Source organism: Bacillus sp. FSL K6-6540, from assembly GCF_038007545.1.
In genome coordinates, this window is the sequence record NZ_JBBOXH010000001.1 from 4340801 (window position 1) to 4367439 (window position 26639).

Here is a 26639-nt window from a genome sequence, read left to right on the forward strand (position 1 = left end):
AATTGCAACACCATATCAATCCCTTGGGATATCATGCTTTAGCATGGATCGTGTAATTCCACGGGCTTCCCCCTCAGGCGTCAATCGGTATTCAAACTGCATAATCGTGTCATGGGCAAAATAAATATACTCTACCTCAGGCTCGTCTTTAAATACCACGACGGCATAAAAAGGAGGCAGCTTAACGCCCCAGATGCCTTGGACCGACTGGATTTCATCCTGCGTATAATGTTCTTCTTCAAGCAGGTAGGTCTCCACCTTCTTGGCATAGATTATTTTGTTGGCTTGCACATACACAAAGGGAGACAAGAGCACAAACACCAGCAAAACCAACAATGCGATTTTGATTTTCTTCATTGGATTCCCTGTTGTTTGCATAGCATAAAATGACGCCTGACCTCTTCGTAGTTCTCCCGAACACTTCGGCTCCCGTCCACGAACATCACCTTGAATCCGCGGTCCAAGGCATCCTTGGCCACGTATCTCGCAAAACCGATATCCCGGTCCATCCAGTTTCGAAACGCGGCGCCGGGATCATCGCATGATACCAAAATTTCGTGGATCCATTCCCGTTTGGCATAATGCTCCTTCTGGAATGCCGGAACCGGGACGATCCATATCGCATGATGGGGGCTGGGTACCAGGTGCTCGACTTTTTCCGGCAATAGAGCCGCACCTTCAACGATGATGGGGCTCGTGTCCGGCAGGGCCGAAACATCATCCATAATCATGCCAAATTCCTCGCGGTAAAACTCCAATTCTTCCTCAACCTGCTGCTCCACCGGCCGCGACCACAATGCATTCCAGGACATATCCTTCAATCGGGACATGGTGGGGTGCTCCGACGGATGGCATATGCTCACATGCTTCTCGTTGAATAGATCGCATTGATAATAGGTGCAGCTGTAATCCTTCGCCAATTTTTCAGCAATCGTCGACTTGCCCGAGCAGGGGGAGCCTCCGATCCAGTATACATGGGAGTAGTCTTTTTTCTCGGTCAGCATCGTATCACGCCCCTCTGTCGCCATCACTTCTTAACTCGTTTCGAATGTCCAGCAACACGTTCCAAATTGCCCTCAAATATACCACAACGAACAAAAAGCCCACAACTAGTATCAGTGCGACCATATCCATGTTAACTCCCCACCTTTACTCTGCGACTGGGCATCCCGTCGACCTAAGATCTACGGATCTTATGCTCAGGAAGCACGTGGTTACGCAACTTTATCCCTTCATTTATTATAACTGTCTTTTCTGCGACAAAGTTACGCTATCATACCAGATGTCCTAAACAACAAAAAGAACCGGTTCAAAACCCGGTTCTTTCATTTAAGCCTATGATACTTACTCCTCTCCCTGAGCCTAGCTCACCACGGCATCCAGTTCGGACTCGTTCCGTTCATGCTCAGGTACCAGCACCTCTACCACGACTCTGGTCGGCACGCAAATAATCTGTTGATAAGGTTCCGAGATAAAACCCATGTCCAGCGCGATTCGCCTCGGAGCATCCGAATATATCATCTTGATCCCATAGTCATATACTTTCAATGTATTGTGTCCAAACTTGGTCTTAATGTCGATGATGCGTTCGTCCCCGTTCAGCGGGACGGTTTCGTATTCTTTGCCATTCACCGTGATCAGCGCCTGAAGCTGACCCTGCTGATATTCCACGTGGCTATGCTTCCACCATTGCAGCCCCGTGAAGGATCCAAGGATCAGGATGATGGCGAACAAAATCATATCTCCGCGTCTTATTCTGGACAAGGTGCTCCCTCCCGACGTGCAAAGTCTTCGGTACCCAAGTATGAACGATGCTCGAAGCCATGGAAATGAGTTTTGTCACATTCGCTACCCAGGTTAAACGGCTGCCCGGTTTTATGAATTGATGGCGTATGTGTTCCAGCAAAATATTCAGGACGGCCAATCGCCGACCTTGGCACAAACCGTTGAAAACGTTCTTCACTATGTAGACGAGCATTACATGGATCCTGATTTGACGGTAAAACAGCTGGCGCACATGGCCCGATTATCGACCTGGCGTTTCACGCCTATATTCCAGGAACTCACAGGGAAGAAACCATTGCATTACGTAACCGATTTGCGTATTAACCGTGCCAAAGAACTTCTGCTACGGAAAAATGAGCCGCTGCGATCCATCGCCCAAGAAGTGGGATACATGGATGAGTACTGCTTCAGTCGCCGTTTCCGCCAGATCACGGGGATGTCGCCTTATCGACAGGGCTGTACCACGCACGTGGTTTTCAGCCGACGGAACTTGTCCGTACGGTTCTGAGCGACGGGATGGGTTATCTATGCATGCCACATTCTTTCGATCAATACATTTCCGTTGATCGGCATGCACAGATTACATACCGCCCATAGACTCTGGCCCCCTGGTAACACCAGTCCCGTCCGACATAAGGATGTACGTATTGCGAGATGCAATCCTGACACTTGGCCCGATGTCCCACCGGATCGCTTGTATACCACCACCCGGAAGGATAAGGACATAAGCCCTTGCAATCGTTGATCACCGTCTTTGGCGTGCAAATGATATAATCGGACGGGCAGGAGGCATCTGCGCCGCAGCCCGTGCAATATTGTCCGTGCGGCGGTCTGCAGGGCCCCGCGGTAAAAGCGTGTTTAAGGATATCGTCATCGTTGGGCCGTACCAACACTTTGGCGAGCGCCTCGGCCGTCCTTTGCGCGAATTTATTCAGGAGCGTCTTGCGGTTCATTTTCCGGGTAACCCGGCTGATCAGCACCTGCGTCTCTTCGTCCTTGCTCTCCGGCTTACTCCACATGCTCTCACCTCGTCTTAGGAAACATTTGATGCTTTCGCATACGCTTCAAGCTGCTCCCGGCTGTTGACCAGACCCTTATGCCTGATGATGCCGTTTGTATCCACCGCGTAAGCGTAAGGCGTGACCTGGACATCCAAGTGATTTGCGAACTCCGAGCTTACGATCAGCACCTCATCGTCATATGCTATTTTGCGGACATAATCCGAAGCCAAATCCGCGGACGAAAATAACAGCAGGATCGGTTTCACGTTATTCATCATGGCGATCCGCTGAAAATCCGGCAGGATTTCGGCGCATTCCTTGCACGTCGGGGATCCGAACAGCATGAGGGATGGCGTGCCAATCAGCTCGCTGGTGGACCACTCGGCTCCTTGCAAGGTTGTCGTTGTGGCTCCGGGCATTTTGTGGCCGACCGGGATACCGGACTGATTCACTCCTCTTGCTGTGCCCATCACCATAATCCCGAGCTGCCGGAACAGGACCAAGTTCAGAATCACCAAAGGCACGACCAAAATCCACAGTATGGCATATGAGATCCAGAAGAACGTGTTCATCGCGGCCTCCCCTACCTTCTTTTTATCTTTGAAATATGCGGTGCGGCAATTTCGCGGTATATTCGGATCGCGTGTAAGGCATCCGGAACCCCTACAACAACAAACAGCGCAAGCAGTAATATCATGCCTTCCATAAGCAGACCCGTAACTGTGAACGACTGATGAAACGCAAGCCGGCCGGTATAGCTGCAAACCAATCCCGCGAAACCCATCGCCAGATTAAACCCTATCAACGGAAACCCCAGCCTGGAGCTAATCTGTGGCCCGAAGCAGCCGCAGTCCACCCTTCCTTTTTTACGAATAAAATAAGCCACGCCCAGTCCTTGAATGAAATAGAGCAAGGAAATGCCCAGGAAGCTGATCAACGACGGAAAGCTGTAAACCAAGGTCACCGTCAAAATTTGCAGAAGAATGAGCAGCACATGCAGCCCGGCTCCCCCGGGGAATGGATCCGGATCACCGAAGGCACGGCCCCAGGCATAACTTGCCACCGACAATAGCATGGGAAGCGTAACGAATATCGCGAGAACATCGTACATGGACCTGTATGCTCCTTTTTGGCATCATCAGCTGATGATGCAGATGATGGCTCCCATGATCAGCAGCATGGAAGCCGTCAGCCGCACCGCCGTCAGCAGCGTGAAGCTGTATACTCTTCTTTTAAGCATGCGGTATACGATGGACCGCATCAGCGGAAGGCTGAACACGGTGCCTCGAACCATTCCAAACGTCGCGCCTGCCAGCAGGCTCAACCACCAGGGAGCCGCAAACAAGGAAACCACGATGTAGGCATGATAGAGGACTCCCACTTGCAGCGTGATGAAACCCAAGCCCAAAATCAGGCCCCATAACGCCGCGGATCGGTACCCTGCAGCCTTGATCCATTCCGAGGGAACGATAAAATTGCCGGAGGGCAGGATCCCCGTTTTTTGAATCAACTCCAAGACCAGAAACACGACCAACAGCATAACGATGACGTAGTTTTGATATAAGCCCGCGGGGGTTAATTTCAGCACATAATTGATGCCGCCGACCGCAAGCCCCGTTACGGCGCCGCCAAGGGTACAGGTCACGATATAGACCAGCGCATAGTTGAATTTACTGACCTTCGTGCTGTCCAGGCTGCCTAGCACGTTTAGTCCGCAGGTAGTATCCACGCTAGCCATTGCGGCACCGACCGCAAACATAAAAAGCAGCATCGTCAACAAGCCATGCCACCTCCCCACAATCCCGTTACATGAATCCTTAACACTTCATCTTATGAGCGATAGCCTGTCGATTATTTGCACGAATCTCCGATGGCTTGGGCATGTTTGCCTTGGCTATCTTTTCCAGAAAAAAGAAACCGACCATGGATGATCTCCGTGGACGGTTTTTCTGTAAGATATTCACTTTTTCTAAATAAAACCAAAACATAACACGCTTGTCTAACCGCGTGGAGCCGATTTGGTCCACTCCATATAAATCCGGTCTTTGAAGCCTTTCTCATCCGAGTCCTCGGATATACGCTTAAACTCCCGAAATCCTAATTTCTGATATAATCGAAGCGCGGTTTGGTTGCTGTCCGTCACTTCCAGAACGTAACGCCTGTATGGCAGCTCCGACATGACGTGTTTCATCAAAGCGGTTGATACGCCTTTGCCGCGTGCTTTTTCGGTTGTGGCCACGCATTCGATATATCCGGTCTCGTCATCATAGGGCAATGCCGGGTTGAATTCGTTCTTCATGACGTTATATGCAAGCTCTCCCGTCTTGGCTCCAAAAGCATCCTGAAGCGGGGCTAACGCGACCGGCATGGCCCGCTGCCCATTATGGGAACAAGCCAAGATTCCGACAATGATTCCCTGGACCTCTGCCACATAAAACACCTCCGGGCTGAACAACGTCCGGAAGGCGTTCTCCAGCATGTTCCGGTCTCGGGTGAAATAAGACAACTCCTTATAATACCCGTTAACAAACACCTCGGCCACTTCGCCGCGAACATCGCGTTCGTAATCGGCCATGCTTCTAACCGTGATCGCGCACATCGTGATTACCTCCTGTCAAAAATGTAGTCTGCGCTTCATTTCCTTGCGGAATCCCTTGTCTGCAATCAAGCACATCCCGCCGAATGTCAGCAAGGCGTACACCGCCGCAGCTACGGCTGTCCATAATACGTGCGACATGCCAACGGCATACAGCAATAAGGGAACGATACCAAGAAGGATCAGTGTTAATAAGTAACCTGCGAACTCCCGCCAGCCCATTTTTCGCGAACAGCATATAACGGTAATAAGTAAGGTTGCCGCCATCATCAGGAACGGAATGACATAACCGGTCGACCAGTAAGACGTTCCCGACGCCACGTTGATCCACAGCAGCATACCGGACAGCCCGAGCAGCTGAACGATAATTTTGCCGCCGAGATGCGACCCGGACATCAAGGTATGCCTGATGGACAGCCACGCATACAACACGCAGGGTATGAGAGTTAAACTCCACCATACCTCGCGATTTCCAAGTAGGTTAATCAGGACGGATATCCCCATGACGGATACCGCAAGAAAGGTAAGCCACTTGGACACAAGACTGCTGCTCGCATGCTGCTCCTCGGCAGACTCGTAGACGGGATACCATGAATTTCTTACGAGGTGATTCTCATCTTTACCTTGCACATTCCTTCGGCATAAGGGACACGCTTGATGCGCCGGATCTACGGATACGCCACAGCTTTCGCATCTCATGCGCCCATCCCCCAATCATTGCTGACAATCGTAATGTCCAATTCGGTCAGGCTGGCAAGCTGGCGAAAAAAGCGCATGATCACATCGCTTTCGACGATATTTCGGGCAAACGTGATGGTGAGCTGATCGTTGATCGAACTGACGGCACAGTTCATGGGACTTTTGGCTGTGGGATACATCGTGGTTTCCATCGCCTCGATATGGGATGCCATGCTAGCTGGAATGTCGACTCGACCTAGGTTGGTAAGCGTAAGCGTTTTGGCTTCTTCCCCGAAATGGTCAAAGCCGTAACGGATTGCCAGATCCTTTAATTTCAGCGGCGTGAAGCGGGAAAACAGGTTTTTTTCGTACTTCATGCTGCCGGCCATCGCTTGGCTTAAATAAGACTTGGTCGTTTTCTCTTTCATCTGTGCATGAACGATTTCGAGCACCTGCTCGAATGTCATGCCTTCCTTTAGTTTTACGCCAATGTTGATGACCGCAAAAAAGTTGCGGAGGCTGCTGGAAGGGAACATTTTTCGCAGGTTCACCGGCATGCTGATCACGACCGGCCGGTTATCATTATTGAAAGGCAGTGTGGTATCGTAAACCGCCATAATCAAAATTGCCGTCAGGTAAGCGGTAAGGGTTGCTCCCTTCTGCTTGGCGGCCGCATTCAGCCGCGATGCGTGAACCATCCCGTGTATGACGTTGTGTCCATAAGGCGAGAAACGGGTGCCCGGAATTTGAAGTGCATCCGGCATCCTGGCGTCGGGAGTGGCCGAAGTATAATGCGCTTGAAAGCTATCTTGAGCTTCAGCATATCGGGCAAATGAAGCGGGCGGCAGAATCAGGCCTTCCTTGTCCTCCACGTCCTCGCCGAGCAGAGATAAATACTGGAATACCAAGGTTTTGAGGAACTCCAATGCCCCTCCTCCGTCCGTTAAAGCATGAAAAATTTCCACGCTGATCTTACAGCCGTAATACTGAACCCTCACCAAGCTTCCGTTCTCATGCGAAAGAGTGACGGGGGCACAGGGATAGGCGGATTCCGGCTCCACCATCAAGCGTGTCTCCTTCTCCCGCAGAAATTTCCAGAACAGTCCATTTCTTAGCTCAACATTCAATAGTGGAAATCTCTTAATTACGCTATCGAGCGCCTCTTGCAAAACCGATGGTTTCACCCGGCTTGTCAGCATCATCGACAGCCGGTAGGTGGATGAATTCTCCCTCCCCGCAACCGCGGGGAACAGCTTTCCCGCGTGGTCAAGTTTATACCATTCTTCCATGTACGTTCTCCCCGTTTCTACATGTTCTCCCGTTTAAACAGCATACCGGTCTACTATATGGATACATCGCCCTTATACTCAACCTTCGATCGCAGCCGATGCGAAGATCGCGCTCCCCTCTTCATGTGGCTGTCTCCGATCTCCCATCGAAAATCGCTTCCTTAAAGAGGATCGGGTATGTATCAACTTCATCGGTACGAGCAATTCGGTTCTTCGATCGATGCGGCTCTTCCCCTCCGGGTGCATCACGGACAACAGCATGCGCAGATAGGAAGTGGTCAGCTTCTGAAACAGATCCGGTTTCATTGCTTGATGCTCAAAACCAAGCCCATGCGTTAATCCCCGGTGAAGCAGCGTAATCCCGACCAATGCGTTAACCTCGCTGAACTCGGACTGGCTTTCATAAGCCCGGCTAATCTGCTGCATGGATTTTCTTCCAAGTCTCGCAATCTTCAGGGCCGCGCGGTCGGGCCCTTCTGCTCGAATGAGCTTCAGAATCGTCTCATTATCCAAATGAAGTTCGCCTACCAGATCCCCATCCTGAATGACCGTGGAATCCTCGCAGACGATGCGCTCCCCCCGATGCTTCTTGATCATGACCGTGCATATGCCAAAGCGCGAGATATGCGAGCTGCGGAATCTGGAAATAAAGCTGAAGAAGCGTTCCCATATCATCCATGTGCTCTGCATGATGGTTTTAAGTGATTTTTGCAGCAGATCCAACACCCCATTTTTTGATGAATATTACATTCCATCATTAGTCAGGAAAAAATCGTTACTCACATCTTAATGGAGATCTGCGCAGGTTCACACCGCCTCAGGTATAGAGTTTTACTCGGTCTCCAGGCGGAGGTGCATTTAAAACTGCTCTTGTCGATTGAATGAACGCCCATTCGAGCACAACAAAAATAACCTGAAACATGCCAGGCATCGGTTCTAATCGATTTTTTTCGTAATATTTAAAAAGTAAGCGCTTTAAATTTGCGCAGCATGGTATTTTTAGGCTCTTCCGATCATGATGGCTGCCGTTGAGTCCATTTGGTTTACATCAAAACTGACAAGGATGTGGCTAAGATGATGCTTTCACATTTACGAAGGTGCGGGCTTTTGTTTCTGGCGGCCGTTCTGTTTACTACACTCTGCGTTCCATTACCGCAGGTTAAAGCGGCAGCGTTCATTACGATTGACTCCCATCAGGACGGGCAAGCACTGCAGCCGGGCGTAACGGAGTTATTCGGAACCTATTCCGGGGTGTATGAGCTTCAACTCATCGTGAACGGCGAGTTCGTAACGGATGTTCAGATGGAGGATCCAAACGGAGATGACAGCGGGAACTGGTCCTATAAACTCGACACAAGCCGACTTGACGGCCCCGTCGAAATGGTCCTGAAAGGCAATGACGCGATAACGCGTTATGGCATCTGGTCTCCTTGGATTCACTTGAACATCGATAATCCTGCAGCTGATACACCGGAAGTGGAGATTACCAGCCCAACCGAGTCTACGCTGCAGCGCAACAAAATGAAAATCAACATATCCGCAGAAGGGAAGAATCCGATAGCGCTGGTTGAGCTCCGCATCGACGGCGGCGACTGGCTGCAGGTTCCCCCTGCCAAGAACGGATATTCATATACATTGGATTTACGACAATCCCCTCGCCAGGTTCACAGTCTGGAGGCTAGGGCAACCGATACACGCGGCAATACAGGTTATAGTCTGACGGTCTATGCAAGAAACGGGGGACAGACATCGGCTCAACAAAATCAGGATTTTGCAGCGGTTACGAATACCGTTTATATGGCGGATGATCATATCAACCCACATCTCGCTAATGTAATGGGTGATGATTACAATCCCTCGGCGACGAATCCTGAGACGGTGACCAGCAGCACGTATGACCCGGAACCGCTGCCGGATCAGGATCGTGCGATCTGGATCTGGGAAAATGCCTCCTATCCCCTGGTCCTGAATCCGAATTCCCGAGCCGTTCTCTCTTCCATGGCGAAGGATGTTACGACTTTTCATCAACGTCCCATCACGACGCTCTATTTGGCTGTAGGGCAATATAACGGAGCAAAAATGCTGGAGGATTACCGGAGCGAAGTCCAACAGTTCGTCGAGTGGGCTCACGCCGAGGGTTTTTATGTTCAAGCCTTAATCGCCGGGGGGACCGTGCCGCCTTACTTCGGAGCCTACAGCCGATATCATACTCACGCCGTGCGAGAGTTTGAGCAAATCCTGAATTACAACCTGGCTTCCGGCGAATCCGCTCGCTTCGACGGCGTGAACGTGGATACGGAGCCGTATATCCTGCCGGACTTCAAAACCGCAAAGCCCTCCGTCCAGATTCAGTATCTGGATATGCTGCAGCTGCTCATGGAACGCAAACAAGCATCGGGACTCACCTTGTCGGTTGGCGCAGCGATTCCGAGATGGTATGACACTTCGGCCGATGCGAGCAATATCCCGTGGAACGGGCAAACCAAATGGCTGTCTGAACACATTCAGGATACCGCCGATTACATCTCGATCATGAATTACCGCGATCAGGCGGATGGCAGTGCAGGCATTATCGCGCAAGCGCTGAATGAGCTGGCCTACGCCAATCTGATCGGCAAGCCGAAGTCGGTTGTGATCGGTGTCGAGACCAAAGACATCGCGGATGGCGGGGACCCCGAAACCATCAGCTTCCATGAAGAAGGACGAATTTATATGGAGTCGGAGTTAAACAAGGTGTACGACGCTGTTCAGAATGACCCGGCGTTTGGAGGCATTGCCCTCCACCATTACTCCTCGATCTTGGATTTTCCAAGCGAATGGGGACCTGGCGGCTATACCTGGCAGCCTCCTGCCGACCATGAACCGCCAAGCGCGGTCAGCGGAGCGGCAGCTATCGCATTTGATTATCAACGGATCAATATAACCTACGATATGGCTATGGATAACAGTGCCGTAAATGCATATCGGATCTATCGGGGAACCGAAGCCGGCTTTGAGATTGGACCCGCTACTTACGCCGGAACCTCGAAAGGACTTTCTTATAAAGATACAGGGTTGCTGCCGGACACCACCTATTATTACAAAATCACTGCAGTCGATATCAGCGGCAATGAAGGAGCTCCCAGTTTGGCTGCATCCGCACCGACGATGCCGTCTGCGATGAAACCGATGGTGATCGACCAGATGAACATCACTTACACCTCCGGCATCGCCAAAGTCACTTTTAAGATGGTCGATATGGAGACAAGAATGCCTATTGCGGCCAAGATCAGCGGACGATTCACCCATATGGCAGGCAAATACGTTACGGCCGCGACGAGTGCAGAAGGCATATTCCAATCGCAGTCCGAACTCGTCTCCGTATCCCGCGGCGAGATCGGCTTCCTGCCGAGGCGAATCATGGCGGACTCCTACTACTGGGCAAGTGCTTATGACCAACTCCCGTATCCAACGGTGATATGGGAGCCGTGAAACTCAGCTTGTATTTCAAAGCTATATTCAGATAGAAGATGCGCCCTGGCTTTAGGCCGGGGCGTATTGCTGTTATTGCACTGTCTGCATCAAAGAATGACCGTTCTCCCTCAAATATTGCTGGGTAAACGGTCGCTTCATTTCTTTACTAGGCAATGCAGCACTACGCATGCGGATCATCCTTCCAATCCCTGTTGCCCCCAGATTTCTTATGATCCTATTATATGGTTGAAATCCGGAGACAAAGGGACCTCTCTGCTTCTCCAGCATGATTCCGCCTGCTCCGTTGAGGCTAGATATCCATACAGAAACCTCTCTGTGATCATGATGGTTTGAGACCACCACTCATCTAGGAGAGGTTCCTTATTTTATATACAAAATACAATCTACTTAAGTTGTACAAATATCATGCGTGTTAAGGAAGGGTGTTTAGGAATGGTCTCACCGTTTTGGCAAGCGCGTAATTCGTGGTCGCGTCCCAGTTAATGGACCAAGTCATCGCTCCTCGTATATCGGGATATTTAGCAACGGGCTTATAACTACCACAGCTGTTTCCGGTTGCTAGACAATTGAGGGCATTATTTACGACCGTTGGAGAAACATATCCACCTCCGGCAGCTGAAGAGGTAGCAGGTACTCCTATTCCCAATTGGGAAGGTGATACCCACTGCAGCGTTAAGTCCGAAAGAGCCGTCAGGAAATCAACCGTGCCTTGGGAATAGCATTTCCCGTCACGTCCTAACATGCATCCAGAATTATAATACTGGACGTTAATTACGGTTGTCATATCCTTCAGATTGTTATATAGCTGCATGTAAGAAGTGTTTGGATTCTGCATGTCTATCGTTTGGGGAGCCATCGTCAGAACAAAATCATTCCCTACTTTTTGTTTCAGTTGGCGGATCGCATTGGTTAAATTAGGTACATTCATGCCATGCTCCAGATCAATGTCTAACCCATCAAGCCCATATTGAGTCATGATTCCGTACATGCTGTTCACAAAGTTCGCTACATTCGGGGAAGGATTATTCAAATTGATGTTCCCTAATTCCCCTCCAATGGATATGATGACCTTCTTACCTTGAGCGCGTTTAGCCTGAATATCCGCGATTAGTTCGGCACTGGTGTACCCGCCAAGAGCTGCGGATAGTGCGGAATCAACGTTGAAAGTGACACCACCAGGGTTAGCAGGATCCATCTCGGCAAACGCTAAAACAATGATGTCGTACTGATCCGGTATATCTCTCACTTTCAATTTGCTGGCGCCATTGACAAAGTTCTGCCAGTACCCTGTCAATATATGCTTCGTCGGCTGGGGACCTCCACCCGTTCCTTCTGAAGTGGTTGCATTGACGATCGCACTGGCAGGAGAAAGATTCCCGGCAGCATCCTTTGCAATGACCTTAAAAGAATATGTCGTGTTCGGTGAGAGACCCGTTATTGTCGCTGTCGTTCCTGTAACAGAGATGGCGAGGGATGTTCCTCGGTATACATCATATCCTGCCACACCTACATTGTCCGTAGATGCTTGCCAGGATAAAGTAACGGTTGAAGAGGTGATTGCGCTTACAATTACATTCGTAGGAGATGTCGGAGCTACTGTATCATTACCTCCACCACCTTGAACAAACTGCCACAATGCAGGAACATTGGGTGGTTCCCATCCGGGTAATGAGGTATGCGATTGAATCGCTTTATACGCCTTCCCGTCGTACGTCACGTTGTCGTTAACGACATAAGAAACATGGGGTGCCCAAGCGCCCCGTTCTGCTGCAGAAACTTCAAGGGGAAAAAAGTTCATAATCATAGACATGACGACCATGAAAGGCAATATCATCACTCTCGATTTGTCCAGCAATCTGGATAAATCCCTTTTCATCCATTAATCCCTCCTCAATCATTGATAATTAAACGTTAGCCTATCTTGATGTAAGCCGGCATCACCTCCTTGATGAAAATGATCTTGTTAATTTTTAAAACCATGTCGATGCATTGTTCATACTCAATTTTGATTCTTTTACGTATGTCGTAAGTTGATGAATATGTAAAAATTTACTTTATATGTTAATCATTATCAATAGCTCGAAAGGATCAATTTGTGTATGCAAGAAGATTCTCGATAAAAAAAGAAATGGCTTAGCCATTTCTTTGATCGTTTTCGACTCGCTCAACCATAGCAAAACAAGAGCCCAACGGATTGTTTTGTATTCTAATAATGTTCTCACCTGTTGATAGTCCTCATTTCACAATACAGACTTTAACAGGTCATATGTCATAACCATTAGAAACATCACGAGCTTCTATTATTAGAAGTCATTATCGCCTGGCGCAACTGAGCAGCCTTATAACACCGTAGACACTAAACTTATGTCTGATGATTCTATTTGTTCAGCAATAGAACTACAGTATTCAGTAATTTTCATTGATATTATTCATTGTGCATTTTCATTCTTATCAAGCTCCAAAAATAGATAAACTGCCGCCGGTACTTTACCGGCGGCAGTTTATAGCCTAGGTATTATTCTCACTGCCTACTATATGGTAGCTTAACCAGTGGAACAGCGGTTGTTTTGTCCATAAAAATCATTTGGTTCTCTCAGTAGAAGTCATTGCTCATAAAGAGTGATTGAAAGACCTAATTCCCCCATAAGTCCTTCACTATACTCAACAATAATATTTCTGTTTGGAAAAAGCTCTTTTGCTCTTCTCATCCAGTTGTATACCAAGATGTCTCCAAACTGTTTCAAAATTTTATCATTGTCCATAGACTCGCAGTCTTTTCCCAAGAAAAAGTCACCAAAACTCCAGCTATTTACCCATTGTTCAATGTGTTTTTTATTAGAGTTAAATTGTGACTCTAATTTTAGTAGCTTATCTAATGCTTTATCCCCTTGAGCCTCGTAGAAATCAGCGATAAACACATATCCATTAACTTCAATAATATTTGGACATAGAACATATGCCACTGAAATAAAATCCTCAATGTAATTACTGTTCGCTGAATGGTTAAATAGTGTAATTCCTCTTTGTTCTTTAAACTCATTAAATATCTGTTCGTTTACGATGCTTTGATATAAATTCACACTGTTCATATTATCACCATCCAAATATATCTTTAATAAATTTTGGAACAGTGCCATCTAACTTATAAGAATAGTAGAACTTTTTACCAGTTGGATTGACGTTGATTTTAAATGCCTTAACTCTATCGCTACTAAAATCATAAATTAGATTCCTTTGTCCATCATACACAAAAACATGTTCGCGATTTGCAGTAGTATAGTAGCTATTTGGAGCACCTGTTTCTGGGCGATTACTCCCTAATGAATTCACCTTTAATACTCCATTGCTCATTCGCATTCCAGATCGCGACGGATGGTCATATAATCATCCGCACGTTGACTCGCAAACCAATTATTATTTTGTTTGAGCCTCCTCTGTACCTGCAACGCTTCTTCGATGGATAGCGAGGATAGATTTTGAAAGGGCCCTGTTGTCGCATCATAATAATGATACAGATATAAATCCATGGCGACTGTCCTTTCTTCGTCAACCTGTGTTATGGTTTGTTCCAAACTTTAATTATCGCTGTTCATAATCAAGTATCTTCTTCTCACGATCTATGTAGGCATATACATTAGCGATTTCCTCTTCATAGTTCTCTCGAATTTCAAAATAAGGGACATTCGATGCCGCACACTTTTCACGGAATACATCATGCTCATGAGTATACTCGGCAACAGTTCTCTCTTCAGGATACATTCGCGCTTCGATAGCATTGCGGTGTTGAACGATGTTGGATTGGAAATTCTGCCGGATGTACGTGGTGGAGAATCCTAAGAACACGGAAATGATGTGTTCCGAATAGGGCGGCCGAAAATCTTGCAGATGATGAGGCAGTATGTAACAGCCTTCGATGATTAGATTTTGCTTGTTTTCGATGTTTGTCATAATGATCCCTTTGATGATCGGCCATAATTGTGCACGGATATGCTCGGCTGAATCCACCGGCGTGAAACCGCAGTTCATGTCGGCTCTGTACAAGCCCATTTTCAAATGATCGATGGACAGATAAGGCACGTGATACTTTTCAAGTAATTGTTGAGCCATATATGTCTTTCCGGTGCAGCTGTTTCCGCTGATTAATATGATCATTTACATGGCGTCCTCCCTGCATGCTTGATGCTTCGTTCAAATCTCTGGAATGATTTCATGAAGTGTGCTACTCATCAAAAAATCGTAAGACTTCGTTGTTAATTCAAGTATTCTCGACTCATAAATGCAGCCCATCGCTCTAAGTTCATTTATTAAAAACTCATTTAGGTCGTACGTGTGAGTCAACAAGATGCCCGCTTCTTGAAGATCTGCTATGCAAGCCAGTTTATTCTCTAAGCAAGCTTCTTGAAAAAACTCCCGCACTTTATTGTTCAATACATCATATTTATCATATTCCTCTACATTAAAGGTTGGTCCTAACTCACCCGCAGTCATTCGTTTTACGCCGATTCCGTTTATGGTTTGCACAACTTCTTTGGAACGCTCCCTCAGCATGTTCTGACGGTAAGAAACCGGTTCTATCTTTTGGATTCCCCACTCATGAATAAGTTTGGCTTCTACGGCTGATAAATGAGGGTGCGTTTCAACAGCACTCGGTTCTTGACTTGGTTCATTAACCGTGGAAAACATATTTATCATACATCTATAGGTTAAAAATAAACCCAGGTAATCCCTTATGTTTCTCGCAATTAGAGTGACATGAAACTCCTCTGATGGTAAAGCTTGGACAAACACGACAGGGGCATCCTCGAGATCAGTCACCGATCCAAAATCGGTCAAAAATCCGAAATGCTCGCCTCCAAAAGCGGTAAAGGCAAATGGAATTACATCCAACGGATGGCCGCTGTATGCAAATTCGGCGTCTTGATTGTTAAGATCATAATCCATATAGATTTCCAGAATATCGTCCAGTTCCACCTCGAGATCATGTACGATTTGCTCATTCATTTCTTTCAACTTGAGCAGCGTTGCGGGTATAGGGTACTTTTGATTCCCTCGTCCAAACATTTAGAATTCCTCACTTTTCATTGACTACATTTCCGATAACATTTTTTCCAGTGGTTCTCGCCTGTCTTACAAGACGTTTGTCACCAACATAGGTCCCACTTGTTCTATCCATTTATGCTCTTGATCGGCCAGCAAGGTTTTCCATCCAAGGTCGATAGCCGGTTTCAGGTTCTTTTCCTGATCATCAACATAAACAACCGTCAGTTCTGAACGTTCGAATTGTTTCACAACATGTTTATAAATTTGCAGATCAGGTTTCCTCAAACCGACTTGATTCGAAATGGTAATGCTCCTAGCATAAGGTTCTACTTTTTCTAATATCGGCTCCAGCCATTCCTTGCAATGATTGCTTAGTACATGGATATCCGCGATTTCGCTCCATTGCGCCAAGTGATTTAATCCAGGAAGCGGTTGCAACGATTGAGTTATTAACTCCCTGGCTTCCTCTTTGTTGATCTGCTTTATTCGCAGGCTCATCCATCCCCAAAACTCATCTTCCTTCATCTTTCCTGTCCATAAGTCTCTACGAACCTCATCAAATTGTACCCTGATATCTTGAAACGAGATTTCGGAGCCCTCCGCTAATGTAAGCCAAAAAGCAGATGAAAAATTACTCACCAATACGCCAGCTAAATCCAATACCAGTTGTGGTTTTGCCGTCATTGTCTCGTCTCCTTTTATATCTTACTGAATTCCTGAGATATATGTATTCGTGTTTACGAGGGACCGTCCGCTTAACACCTCCACGAACTTCGCCTTCCCTTAATCGCAATGCGAATCCGAATTTCGTGGACGTTTCCCACTCACAAACCATGTGTCGAACCGCTAAATCCCCACCATCACATTGCCGCCACATACCGGAATATAAGCCCCTGTAATAAATGATGACAAATCCGAAGCCAGGAATGCCACGGCATTGGCAATCTCCTGGTCCGTTCCGCGGCGATTCAGCGGCACGGAGGCTTCGTAGGAGGCGCTATGCTCGGTACCGTTCTCCCGATCGCGGTCGCTGATCGTCCAGCCGGGCGCGACTTGATTGACGGTGATCCCATGCTCGCCGATTTCTTTGGCGAGTACGCGGTATACGCCGTCCATGCCGCGCTTGCCTGCTACGTAGGCGGATTGACTCGGGAAGTTCTGGATCGAACATTCGGTGTTGATGCCGATGAAGCGGCCGCTCTTTCGCTCGATCATGGCCGGCACGAAGGCTTTTGCTAGGTAGACGCTTTGCATGACGCAGGATTGGAACTGGCTCTCGTAATCTTCCGGCGCTTGCTCCAAGACAGACGTCCACTGATAGGATTCCACGGCATTCGCAACGATGATATGAGGCAGCATGCCAAAGTGTTCAAGCACTGCATCCCGCATGGCATTCACGGATGCTTGATCCGTCACGTCGGCTTGCACCGTGAACGCGCGTCTGCCCATCGACTCCACCTCGCGCTGAAGCTCTTCCGCCTTGGCCAAGCTTCCCCGATAATGGATAACCACATCGGCGCCGCATTCCGCCAAGGTTCGGACCATGACCCGGCCCAATTGGCCCGCAGCACCGGTGATTAACGCAATTTGATCCGTCAAATTCAACTTCATTGTTCATTCGCTCCTCTACGTTTGACTGGTTATTTTCGCCTATCATACCATAATCATCTACTGCTGGGCATGATAAAAAGACCGGAAGCTACCTCCCGGTCCTCGCCTCTTTCATTTAACATCCAAACAGCAAGCGCTCATCTGCTAGACGAGCTATCTACCGTTTAAGGTTCAAAACCCTTCTGACTGACAAATAGCTGCTCTTCCGGAAACGCCCTGCTGAATCGATCGTACACCACCTGATAGGCGGCGGGATCATACCATTCTTCCAGACCAAGCTCCTCATACAACGCCTGAACGGGCAGCCGTTTCGTACGTTTGCCTCCGCTGCCGTCCCCCATGAAATAATCGTCGATGCACACGCGATTGACGAGCGGTTTGAGGATCTGAGGAAATGCCTCCGTGCTTGGAAGGACGGGAGCAACCGCTGCTTGCGTCGGTATTCCTGCGTTTCTCAGCAGCTCAAGGGTTTTCAATCTGGCTTGGATCGGCGGAGCGGAAGGCGTAAAATGCTTGCGAATATCCTCTCGATCGGTCTCGACCGTCATGCTTACCCGCACGCGCGCTCCTAACTGCTGCAGCAAATCGATATCCCGTCGGACCAACGGACTGCGAGTCTGCACCAGCAGGAAATCCGGCGGCTCGCTTACCATGGCCTCCAGCAAGGCACGGGTCACTTCTTCCTTGGCCTCAATCGGCTGATAGGGATCGGTACTGGATGACATGAAGATCGTGACGGGCCCCTTGGACTTGGCACGCTTCAGTTCTTTACGCAGAATGGCAGCAGATTCGAGCTTAACGTCAACCCAACTCCCCCATTCCTGATTTCGGAATATCGAAACCGGCATTTGCCGGACGTAGCAGTAGGAGCAAGCGAAGGTACAGCCTGTATACGGATTCAAGGTATGGCTGTATCCATTCAGGAAGCCGGTTCCTTTATTGAGCAGGGTCTTCGGCGTTTTATAAAGCACTTCATGTTTCACCTGGGACACCTCATTCCTATACTTTCTTCTATTATACGACTTCCCTCCTCTCATAACGAATGAGTGAATGCGCACCCAGCTCCTTTACTTCGCGTCATGAAAAATAATTCCCAAGCTGTATCTTGTCCCCGACGTGACCGTGCTGACGCCATGCCGGAGCGTAGTCCGGTAATATCCCCTTGTTCCCTGCACCGGACGATGGTTGGTCGGAAAGATCAGTCCCGCTCCCTGATCCAAGGCGATCGCATGTCCCCGGCTCTGTGCCCGCGGCCGCTGCTCCACCAGCAGAAACTCCCCGCCCGTGTAATCGACTTCCTTATCATTCAGGACAAAGACCGCTTGGAACGGAAAGAACTCATCCCCGTACAAATCCTGATGCAGGCAATTATATCCGCCTTGTTCATATTTTAAAATCAGCGGCGTTGACCGCTCCTGACCTTGAGCATGACACATCCCCAGAAACTCATCCAGACTTGCCGGATACTTCTCTTCATGCCCTAGCCGGTTCAACCAGCGGTTCGCCGTCAGCGCAAGTTCAGGATACAAGCCTTCCCGAAGCTGCTGCAGCGTTTCGGGAAGCGGCGCCTGATAATATTTGTACTCCCCCAGTCCGAACCGGTGCCTGGCCATTTGGATCGTGCTGCGAAAACGCTGCTCTTCCGTATACGTGCCTATGATCTCTGCGCATTCCTCGGGCAAGAGCAGCTTGGGAATGACCGCATATCCCTGTTCATCCAAAGCTGCCTGTACGGCAGGCCAATCCAGATTCTTTATGCGCTGCAGCAAAGGATTAGGCATACTCCTTCGTCTCCCTCACGGAGACGTTCATTCGCTCCAATTGCAGCAATCTTGTTTTCATTTCAAGTCCCCCGCGATATCCCGTCAATGCGCCGCTTTTGCCGATTACCCGATGACAAGGCACGGTGATAAGCAGCGGGTTCGCCCCGATAGCTGTACCAACAGCACGCATAGCCGCCGGCTTGCCGATCTGATGCGCAATGTCAGAATACGTGAAGGTTTGTCCATACGGGATCTGGCACAGTGCATTCCATACCGCCATCTGGAAATCGGTACCCTTGTAATCCATTGCGAACTCAAACCGTTCCCGTTTCCCCTGTAAATAGTCCGCCAGCTCGGCGGCATATGGCTGCATGCCCTCATCATTCTGGAATAGTTCACAGCCAGGAAATTTCGCGTTCACCCATTCCTCCAGCTCTTTAAACGGTTTATCCGGTGATCCGATGTAGCATAAACCTTGCGGCGTGGCCGCGATATATATGTTCCAGTCCTCATGCCGCAATCGTGTCCAGCTAATGATCGAATGATTAGAATTCATGATTATGCACCTCCGCACTCGTATTGTTCATATATTGCCCTCGATAGCTTAGGGGGGTCATTCCCGTCTTCTTCTTAAACAGCGTGATAAAATAAGCCGTGTTCTCGATGCCCACTTGATGGCCGACATCCGAAATAGCCAGGCTGGTATTCGCAAGAAGCTCTTTGGCCTTGCCGATCCGGTAATCCTGAATGTATTCCATCGGAGTCTGCCCTTTGACCCGCTTAAAAATCCGGTGCAGATGGTACGGACTGCCGTGGCTTACATCCGCCAAGACATCCAGCGTCAAATGATCCGTATAATGCGCATCGATATACTCGGCAACGAGTTCGATCCATTCGTGGTCCGGCAGGCGCTCGCCGGTCGGCTTGCACCTTTTGCATGGCCGGAAGCGTTCGGCCCTCGCTTCATCCGCGGTTCGAAACACGCGCACATTTTCAAACTTCGGGGGCCTGGATTTGCAGGATGGCCTGCAGAAGATTTTCGTCGTCTGCACCGCGTAGAAAAATTGGCCGTCACTGTCCTTGTCATTGTCGATAATGGCTTTCCACTGGGCTTCGGTCGGTTGTATCCGGTTTGCCACGTTTCCTCACCTCCGCTAACATTATAACCACAGGAAGATCCGGTTGTACGCTTTTTGGAATATAAGAGCAAGATAACAAAATTATGAGGTCCGCGTTTATGGTACAACTAGTATAGAGTAGATCAGGAACGAAAGGAAACGATGATCATGCATGAACAGGACCACAATCGCGGCGACAAGCCGTATACCATGGAACAACAACAACGGCTTCCCAAGGACAGCTGGGAGGATCATATCCATACGCTAAAGCTATTCGTGCCGAAGGAATTCAGCTTTCAGGAGAACCTCAATTATTTGCAAAGATCGCCGAATGAATGTCTCTTTACGATTCGGAACGACAGCATCTACCGGGCGATCGCGCTTGAAGATGACGTTGCCGTGATCGAAGTCAGCGCCAGGAATCAAGAGCACGCGATTCTGGTTCGATTTTTGGGGAATACCACCCCGACCGAACCAAGCAAGCGGGCGGAGGTAGCCATTTATGTCCGGGACTGGTTCGATCTAAACACCGATTTAGTGCCGTTCTATTCGATGGCCGAGACCGATCCCCTGCTCAGTCAAGCCGTCCAGTCCTTCTACGGGCTTCGCAACATGGGCATTCCGGATCTGTTCGAGGCTTTATGCTGGGGCATTCTGGGACAGCAGATTAACCTGGCTTACGCGTATACGCTAAAAAGGCGTTTCGTCGAGGCCTTCGGCAGACGTTTCGAGTGTGAAGGCGAGGTTTACTTGATGTTTCCAAGGCCTGAGGACATCGCGCCGCTGCGTGTTGAAGATCTTGGTGGACTTCGGATGACCGTGAAAAAATGCGAGTATCTCCTCGGAGTAGCTGGGCTTATGACGGATGGAAAATTAACGAAAGAACTGCTGCTGGAAGCTGGCAGCTTAAAGAAAGCGGAGAAACAACTGGTCGGCATCCGCGGCATCGGGCCGTGGACGGCCAATTATGTGCTGATGCGCTGTTTGCGAATGCCGGCGGCTTTTCCCATCGATGATGTGGGACTGCATAATGCCATCAAACATCTGCTAGGCCTAGAGGCGAAGCCGACGAAGAGGGAGATTCTGGAGCTGTCCGCAGGATGGGCGAACTGGGAATCCTACGCCACTTTTTATCTGTGGAGGTTTCTCTACTAACAAGTCCACACAAAATAAAGAGGACGTCTCCCTCTTCTGCCATACAACAGACAGCTGGGAGACCTCCCCTATGATCACTTCATGGATCGGAGACTGCTATTCAATGAAATACAGTTTACCGTCAACCTCAAGCGAAATGGCAGATTGCGAAAGATCATCCTTGAGCTTCTTCGCATAGTCCACCACTTGATTGAGCGAATCCTTGTCGAGTTTCTCGGCAAAAGCGTACACGATGGTTACTTTTTCCTTGATCAAGGTTTTGTTGTTATCCACCCAAGCCCCTTCGCCCGGTATTGCCGTTGCCCCGCCAAACCAGCCGGACAGCTTCGTCAACGCTTGATCGACAAACTTCTGGTGAGCCGCATCCGTGATGGGAATATCCCCCTTTACGGTGGAAGGCACGTAAATCTTCACGACGTGATCCAAGTGGAACTGATTGTTCAGGGCGCTCTGCGTAATGGCCGTTGCCGTCGGATTGCCCTCTGCGCTAAAAGACTGCTGAACCGGTACTACGATAAGCGTTAACAATAATGCCGCTGCAAATGCGATTAGCCAACCTTTTCTTTTCATGTCCATTTCTCCCTTATGTATATATAGTTTCGTGTCCGTACGGAGTCAGCAGAGTTTCAGTTGTTAAATACACTTCTTGCCATCTGTACGGTACAAACTAGCACATATTATATACTGACCTTTGCGTATCAGCTATGGGACGTACGGATTATATTATGCAAAATCATGTAAAAAAGCCGATATTCCCGATGAACAAACTTAGGGAATTCAGCTTTGGTCAACTAACTTCTTATTTTATTGTCCCGATCCAGGATAAACTCTCCACCGTTCGATGATCCATGCTGCCGTTCAATATGGCTTGCACGTCATGCAGCGCCTCTTGCAAGTGGACACGCTCGCCTGGCAGTCCGGTATAAGCTTCAGCAACGTAAAAAGGCTGCGTTAGATAAGCTTCGAGCCGTTCTCCCCGCTCATAAACCTCCATTTCGGATGACGGAATGGCCTCCAATCCTCGTACTTGAACCAGCGAACGCAGCTCCCGATAGCGGCGAAGCAGCTTCTGGGCCCGCTGTTGGACCGCTAAGTGAGCCTGATCCAGATGAACGCCTTCTAATACGGAAGAGGTGGAATATAAGGGGTTCACGGCAGGAAACAGATGTCTTGCCGCCAGATCGGCATCGAAATACCACAGCGTCTCCAGTGGCCCATAAGGCATGTCTTCATCAACAACCGCACCTTTGAGGTCCACAAGAAAAGTCGTGATCTGCTGCATGCCTTCCTGTTGAAAACGTTCCTGAAGATCATAGATTTTGCCGGTTAAGACATGCTCCCGATCCGCGGCAAACACAATTTCTTTATCGGTATTCGCATGCGATACGATAGAATAGATTTCTTCTATTGAAGAAGCAACCCGCTCTACGTCATTCAGCATATCCTGCAGCTCCGGGTAGTTCCCTTCCGGCTTCAGGAGAATCGTCATATACCCTTCCTGCTTGAAGTGATGAAACAACTCCCCGAGCAGCACCAGCTGCCCCATACCGGGACGAGCTACCAGCCCGACGGTACCGCCTTTTGCCAGAGGAGCGAATAGATCAAGAGGCTTAATGCCCGTTTCGATCATCTCCACGCTTTCCCCGCGCAGGATCAGTTCGTCAAGGCTGCATTTCGCCAAGGCTGCCAGCGCGGCAATGGTGCGAACTTCCGCCCGGCCTACGGGTATTTTTCCCGTACATAGATTGGAAACCGTGGCGGGCCGCAATCCAACGGATTTGGCCGCGCTGGTGAGGTTCGGAACCCTTTGTCGTAATAGTGATACATTCAGCTTCAGATTGTCCAAGTCCGTACACCCTTTTTGTGATAGTTTATTGATTTCTTCTTAATCTCTCTCAGAAAAGAGTCTGCGGTGCGAACAAACTCGTCCGCATCCGGTTCGAAAATATTATGATCATGCTGCTCGAATTCCACGATTCGTGCCTGAGGCAGCGATAGCTTATATTGTTCCACTGCTTCTAATGATAACCCGGGATTAGGTTTTACGCCACGTATAATGAGAACAGGGCATGTGAATCGGGACAGGTCGCTCCAAAATTCTACCTTCGCGGAATCCTTCTGCAGGGCATGCAGGGCCGATGGTTTCATCCGGTCGAATAGCTTCTTCCCTCTCCAAGGCGGCAGCGTTGCAAAGAAATCCTCCCATCCCGCTGGCAGCTGGGTATGTATCGCCGGATAGTCTCCGATGATCAGACCTTCAATGCGTTTCGGGTTCCGAATGGCATAACCTAATTGATAGGCTACCCCTCGTGAGTACCCCATGAGTACGAACTGTTCCAGTTCAAGATGGTGAATGGCCGCATCCAGATCGCTGATATGATTCTCAAGCGTGTATCCCGAATCAGGAGAATCACTTTGGCCACGGCCTCGGAGCGTAATGACAACGATATGCCTGGGCGACAGCGTTACCATTTTTTCCATAATGTCGATATAATCCTCGGCCGACTCGGAAAGGCCCGGGATGATAACCAGTGAGCTTTGTTCATTCCTAAGTTCCCGATGTACCTCCGTCACATGAATATGTACCCCATGGTTATTGACCATCGTTTCGTATAACTGCATGCATGAGCCCTCCTATAAAATCGACATTTAAAATATGAAGTTTAATCATCGGGATATCTCCCTTTTCAGTCGCTGAGCCAACACTTGGTGCATTCTTTCACCTCAACGCGCCAAAAGGCAAAAATGCATGCACACCCTTCAGGATATTCACGATCTGGGTTACTCTCAGATCCACCGTCAAGGTGGCGTATGCGTACGCCTCCGTTCTCGAAATGGAATAAAGCTCTGTCATGAGATCCAGCATCCCGCTCAAGGCCATCCACATCGCTTCGTCCAGGTCCTCGTGGAATCCCATCGTTAGCCAACCGATACTCGTCTTTGCTCTGGGCATCTTAATGGGCATGTCGTCACGGACATGAAAGGTTAGGCTCACCTTCTCCATGGGACATTCCAAAGCGGGACCGCTAACTTCGCCGTCGCCTTGAGCCGCATGTCCATCCCCTGTTGAGAACAGCCCGCCATCTACCGGAATCGGCAGATACAAGGTGCTCCCGGCGGTTAATTCTTTGCAATCGAGATTTCCTCCATAAGGGCGCGGCACAAAAGTCGTATGCTGACCTTCTTCCTCCGGCGGCATGCCCATAATCCCCATGAATGGCTTCAGTCCGACGCTATACTTGAAATTTTCGAACTGACTCCTGCCAGTCATTGTTTTGGCATCCAATTCAAAGTCCAATGTCATTTCCTGGGTATCGGTCATGCCCAGCTTCTCGTTCCAATAGCTTGGAAACCCTCCGGCAGAGGTCCAACCCCACGGCCCGGGAACGACCTCGTTGATCTGAACCTCCAAGGTATGCCCCGGTTGAGCCCCTTGGATATGCACGGGACCCAATAAGGCATGCCCGAACTGCTTCTCCACCCGCTCCGGCGCACGCTCCGTAAACTTCGTTCTCGGCGCTCCCGGAGCAGAGCGCTTCGCAAGTCCCCATCCCGCATCCAAGGTTCGATACACCACGGTATCCCCGGACTGAATATACAGGGCCGGTTCCAGCTCCTTGCTAAAAAATCCGTGAAGCGTGTGAATATCCGGTTGAAGACTATGGATTGTTGACATCCGTTTCTCTCCCTTCACAACAACCATGATTCGATTGGACTTTTTCAATGCGAACCTCCTTGTTACTTTATAGAGTATTTTAAATTACTTTAATAGTCAATCAAAATTTACCCTGAAGAGTAATAATTATTACCCTTACAGCGAACACCTCCGCTTCTCAGTTCGCTATGATCCTAAAAATCCTTGATCCACAACAAAGTCCCCAACCCGATCACGCAAGCGCGAAGGTTGGGGACTTCCCCACCAAAGATAATTTCCTTACAACAAAAAAAAGAACCGTTCTCTTGGCAGTTGTACTGCTAGGAACGGTTCAACACCATATTCAACGCAAGCATGCTAGTTCATGATGGAGCCTTTATCATGACGTCCATGTTCATTCGGAAACATCCCATTATACTCCATCCTCGCTTCATATCTTTACGCTGGAATCGCGCACGACCATCTGCGGCATCAATTTCACGGCCCGCTCCTCCCTCGGAATTCCCATTATGCGATCCATCAGGATCTGGGCCGCTTTGCGGCCGATTTCCTCCTGCTGCAAAGCAACGGACGTCAACTTGGGATATACGCGGGAGGCAATGTCCAGATTATCCATGCCCACAACGGCAACGTCATGGGGAATTTTTAATCCGGCTTCTTCGCAAGCTTTCATGACGCCGATCGCCATTAGATCGTTCGCGGCAACGATGCCCTCCGGGTGGTCGGGCCCTTGCAGCCACGCTTTCGCCATCGCGTAACCGCCGCTTTCCGTATAGTCGGATTCGGCGATAAAACGAGGAATCAAGGGGATTCCTGCCTCCAGCATGGCATCCCGATACCCGCAGAACCGCTCATGGCCGGTCTGCTCGCTGAGATTACCGCCGACATAGGCGATGCTGCGCAGGCCTTGCTTGATCAGATGCTCCGTGCTTTGCTTGATTCCGTCATACGTATCCACATATACGTAATCGAAGCGGTCGCTGCCATCCGGCGACACGTATTTATTCGTCAGCACGACCGGAGCCTGCAGCGCATTGATAGCCCCGATATTTTCTTCTCCAAAATCGAAAGACACCATGATCATGCCGTCGGCGACGTTTTCCCGAAGCGTCTGGATCGCCTTCATCTCCTCCTGGAGCCTGTGCTTGGTGTAGAACAGAATCATCAGGTAATCATGCTCCTCCAGCACCTGATTGATGCCGTTGATCATATCGAAATAGAAAGGGTTGCATATATCCGGAACGGCAAAAATGATTTTATTGGTTTGCCTCATTTTCAGCATCTTCGCTGCATGATCGGGCGCATAGTTCATTTCTTGCGCAGCCGCCAGAATTTTGCTCTTCGTCTTGGGACTGCAGTAACCTCTCCCCGACAAGGCTCTGGACACCGTGGAAGGAGATACGCCTACCCGATCTGCAATGGTATAAATTGTATGTTTGTCCATCCTATCCTCCATTAACGACCATGAAACCGA

Annotated in this window: 30 protein-coding genes; 3 read left to right on the top strand and 27 right to left on the bottom strand. The window is 49.1% G+C overall.

Annotated elements, in window-relative coordinates:
* Nucleotides 1–15 precede the first annotated feature (15 nt).
* From MHH82_RS19020 to MHH82_RS19030, 3 genes are all read right to left on the bottom strand, one after another.
* Complete coding sequence (locus MHH82_RS19020) at nt 16–357, bottom strand: DUF3139 domain-containing protein (RefSeq protein ID WP_036661141.1); 342 nt, start codon at nt 355–357, stop codon at nt 16–18.
* Nucleotides 354–1028, bottom strand: coding sequence for a hypothetical protein (locus MHH82_RS19025; RefSeq protein WP_235201697.1), 675 nt, complete (start codon nt 1026–1028; stop codon nt 354–356). The genes MHH82_RS19020 and MHH82_RS19025 overlap by 4 nt, the downstream gene beginning before the upstream one ends.
* Before the next feature lie 334 nt (nt 1029–1362).
* Entirely contained in the window at nt 1363–1764 is a 402-nt protein-coding gene (locus MHH82_RS19030; protein ID WP_340967391.1) for a NusG domain II-containing protein, read from the bottom strand.
* A 121-nt stretch (nt 1765–1885) separates the two neighbouring features.
* On the opposite strand from MHH82_RS19030, the gene MHH82_RS19035 reads away from it, so the two are divergent.
* On the top strand, nt 1886–2293 hold the full coding sequence (locus MHH82_RS19035; protein WP_036661147.1) for a helix-turn-helix domain-containing protein: 408 nt from the start codon (nt 1886–1888) through the stop codon (nt 2291–2293).
* 40 nt (nt 2294–2333) lie between these two features.
* On the opposite strand, the gene MHH82_RS19040 is transcribed toward MHH82_RS19035, so the two are convergent.
* The 8 genes from MHH82_RS19040 to MHH82_RS19075 form a co-directional block, all read right to left on the bottom strand.
* On the bottom strand, nt 2334–2804 hold the full coding sequence (locus MHH82_RS19040) for a hypothetical protein (RefSeq protein ID WP_036661151.1): 471 nt from the start codon (nt 2802–2804) through the stop codon (nt 2334–2336).
* Between the two features lie 14 nt (nt 2805–2818).
* A complete protein-coding gene (locus tag MHH82_RS19045) occupies nt 2819–3358 on the bottom strand; it encodes a thioredoxin fold domain-containing protein (RefSeq protein ID WP_251496861.1) in 540 nt (179 codons plus the stop codon).
* A gap of 11 nt (nt 3359–3369) precedes the next feature.
* Nucleotides 3370–3897: a MauE/DoxX family redox-associated membrane protein gene (locus MHH82_RS19050; protein WP_340967396.1), complete on the bottom strand. Its 528-nt coding sequence runs from the start codon at nt 3895–3897 to the stop codon at nt 3370–3372.
* A 27-nt stretch (nt 3898–3924) separates the two neighbouring features.
* Complete coding sequence (locus MHH82_RS19055) at nt 3925–4557, bottom strand: hypothetical protein (RefSeq protein WP_251498824.1); 633 nt, start codon at nt 4555–4557, stop codon at nt 3925–3927.
* 228 nt (nt 4558–4785) lie between these two features.
* The gene (locus MHH82_RS19060) at nt 4786–5385 is read right to left on the bottom strand and encodes a GNAT family N-acetyltransferase (RefSeq protein WP_340967398.1); all 600 of its coding nucleotides are present in this window, start codon (nt 5383–5385) and stop codon (nt 4786–4788) included.
* Between the two features lie 15 nt (nt 5386–5400).
* Nucleotides 5401–6081 (bottom strand): DUF6320 domain-containing protein, encoded by a 681-nt coding sequence (locus tag MHH82_RS19065; RefSeq protein ID WP_340967400.1) that lies wholly within the window; start codon nt 6079–6081, stop codon nt 5401–5403.
* Nucleotides 6078–7349, bottom strand: a complete 1272-nt coding sequence (locus tag MHH82_RS19070; protein WP_251496871.1) for an alcohol acetyltransferase — start codon at nt 7347–7349, stop codon at nt 6078–6080. Before MHH82_RS19070 ends, MHH82_RS19065 begins: the two co-directional genes overlap by 4 nt.
* A gap of 78 nt (nt 7350–7427) precedes the next feature.
* Complete coding sequence (locus tag MHH82_RS19075) at nt 7428–8072, bottom strand: YkoP family protein (protein WP_445661975.1); 645 nt, start codon at nt 8070–8072, stop codon at nt 7428–7430.
* Nucleotides 8073–8423: 351 nt separating this feature from the next.
* Here MHH82_RS19075 and MHH82_RS19080 point away from each other — a divergent pair, with 351 nt between their 5' ends.
* A complete protein-coding gene (locus MHH82_RS19080) occupies nt 8424–10820 on the top strand; it encodes an Ig-like domain-containing protein (RefSeq protein WP_340967405.1) in 2397 nt (798 codons plus the stop codon).
* Between the two features lie 415 nt (nt 10821–11235).
* Here the strand turns inward: MHH82_RS19080 and MHH82_RS19085 are convergent, their stop codons facing one another.
* From MHH82_RS19085 to MHH82_RS19135, 11 genes are all read right to left on the bottom strand, one after another.
* A complete protein-coding gene (locus MHH82_RS19085) occupies nt 11236–12699 on the bottom strand; it encodes a chitinase (RefSeq protein ID WP_340967407.1) in 1464 nt (487 codons plus the stop codon).
* A 727-nt stretch (nt 12700–13426) separates the two neighbouring features.
* Entirely contained in the window at nt 13427–13912 is a 486-nt protein-coding gene (locus tag MHH82_RS19090; RefSeq protein WP_340967409.1) for a hypothetical protein, read from the bottom strand.
* A 4-nt stretch (nt 13913–13916) separates the two neighbouring features.
* Nucleotides 13917–14153: a hypothetical protein gene (locus MHH82_RS19095; RefSeq protein ID WP_340967412.1), complete on the bottom strand. Its 237-nt coding sequence runs from the start codon at nt 14151–14153 to the stop codon at nt 13917–13919.
* A 249-nt stretch (nt 14154–14402) separates the two neighbouring features.
* On the bottom strand, nt 14403–14975 hold the full coding sequence (locus MHH82_RS19100; protein ID WP_340967413.1) for an AAA family ATPase: 573 nt from the start codon (nt 14973–14975) through the stop codon (nt 14403–14405).
* A 36-nt stretch (nt 14976–15011) separates the two neighbouring features.
* Complete coding sequence (locus MHH82_RS19105; RefSeq protein WP_340967414.1) at nt 15012–15884, bottom strand: hypothetical protein; 873 nt, start codon at nt 15882–15884, stop codon at nt 15012–15014.
* A gap of 66 nt (nt 15885–15950) precedes the next feature.
* Complete coding sequence (locus tag MHH82_RS19110; protein ID WP_340967417.1) at nt 15951–16547, bottom strand: HAD-IA family hydrolase; 597 nt, start codon at nt 16545–16547, stop codon at nt 15951–15953.
* A 162-nt stretch (nt 16548–16709) separates the two neighbouring features.
* Complete coding sequence (locus MHH82_RS19115) at nt 16710–17474, bottom strand: SDR family NAD(P)-dependent oxidoreductase (protein ID WP_015735978.1); 765 nt, start codon at nt 17472–17474, stop codon at nt 16710–16712.
* Nucleotides 17475–17638: 164 nt separating this feature from the next.
* The gene (locus MHH82_RS19120; protein WP_145037931.1) at nt 17639–18457 is read right to left on the bottom strand and encodes an SPL family radical SAM protein; all 819 of its coding nucleotides are present in this window, start codon (nt 18455–18457) and stop codon (nt 17639–17641) included.
* Nucleotides 18458–18541: 84 nt separating this feature from the next.
* A complete protein-coding gene (locus MHH82_RS19125; protein WP_015735980.1) occupies nt 18542–19255 on the bottom strand; it encodes a 2OG-Fe(II) oxygenase in 714 nt (237 codons plus the stop codon).
* Nucleotides 19248–19793 (bottom strand): methylated-DNA--[protein]-cysteine S-methyltransferase, encoded by a 546-nt coding sequence (locus MHH82_RS19130; RefSeq protein WP_340967419.1) that lies wholly within the window; start codon nt 19791–19793, stop codon nt 19248–19250. Before MHH82_RS19130 ends, MHH82_RS19125 begins: the two co-directional genes overlap by 8 nt.
* Entirely contained in the window at nt 19783–20376 is a 594-nt protein-coding gene (locus MHH82_RS19135) for a bifunctional transcriptional activator/DNA repair enzyme AdaA (protein ID WP_340967421.1), read from the bottom strand. The genes MHH82_RS19130 and MHH82_RS19135 overlap by 11 nt, the downstream gene beginning before the upstream one ends.
* 147 nt (nt 20377–20523) lie before the next feature.
* Between MHH82_RS19135 and MHH82_RS19140 the strand changes: the two genes are divergently transcribed.
* Complete coding sequence (locus tag MHH82_RS19140; RefSeq protein ID WP_340967423.1) at nt 20524–21510, top strand: DNA-3-methyladenine glycosylase family protein; 987 nt, start codon at nt 20524–20526, stop codon at nt 21508–21510.
* Nucleotides 21511–21606: 96 nt separating this feature from the next.
* On the opposite strand, the gene MHH82_RS19145 is transcribed toward MHH82_RS19140, so the two are convergent.
* The 5 genes from MHH82_RS19145 to MHH82_RS19165 form a co-directional block, all read right to left on the bottom strand.
* Nucleotides 21607–22080: a hypothetical protein gene (locus MHH82_RS19145; protein WP_015735984.1), complete on the bottom strand. Its 474-nt coding sequence runs from the start codon at nt 22078–22080 to the stop codon at nt 21607–21609.
* A 229-nt stretch (nt 22081–22309) separates the two neighbouring features.
* Nucleotides 22310–23356 carry an ATP synthase beta subunit C-terminal domain-containing protein gene (locus MHH82_RS19150; RefSeq protein ID WP_015735985.1) on the bottom strand — a complete coding sequence of 349 codons (1047 nt, stop codon included), beginning with the start codon at nt 23354–23356 and terminating at the stop codon, nt 22310–22312.
* Entirely contained in the window at nt 23344–24132 is a 789-nt protein-coding gene (locus MHH82_RS19155) for an alpha/beta fold hydrolase (RefSeq protein WP_015735986.1), read from the bottom strand. The genes MHH82_RS19150 and MHH82_RS19155 overlap by 13 nt, the downstream gene beginning before the upstream one ends.
* Before the next feature lie 97 nt (nt 24133–24229).
* Nucleotides 24230–25186 carry an acetamidase/formamidase family protein gene (locus MHH82_RS19160; protein ID WP_041622220.1) on the bottom strand — a complete coding sequence of 319 codons (957 nt, stop codon included), beginning with the start codon at nt 25184–25186 and terminating at the stop codon, nt 24230–24232.
* 409 nt (nt 25187–25595) lie between these two features.
* Nucleotides 25596–26609, bottom strand: a complete 1014-nt coding sequence (locus MHH82_RS19165) for a LacI family DNA-binding transcriptional regulator (RefSeq protein WP_015735988.1) — start codon at nt 26607–26609, stop codon at nt 25596–25598.
* Between the last annotated feature and the right edge of the window lie 30 nt (nt 26610–26639).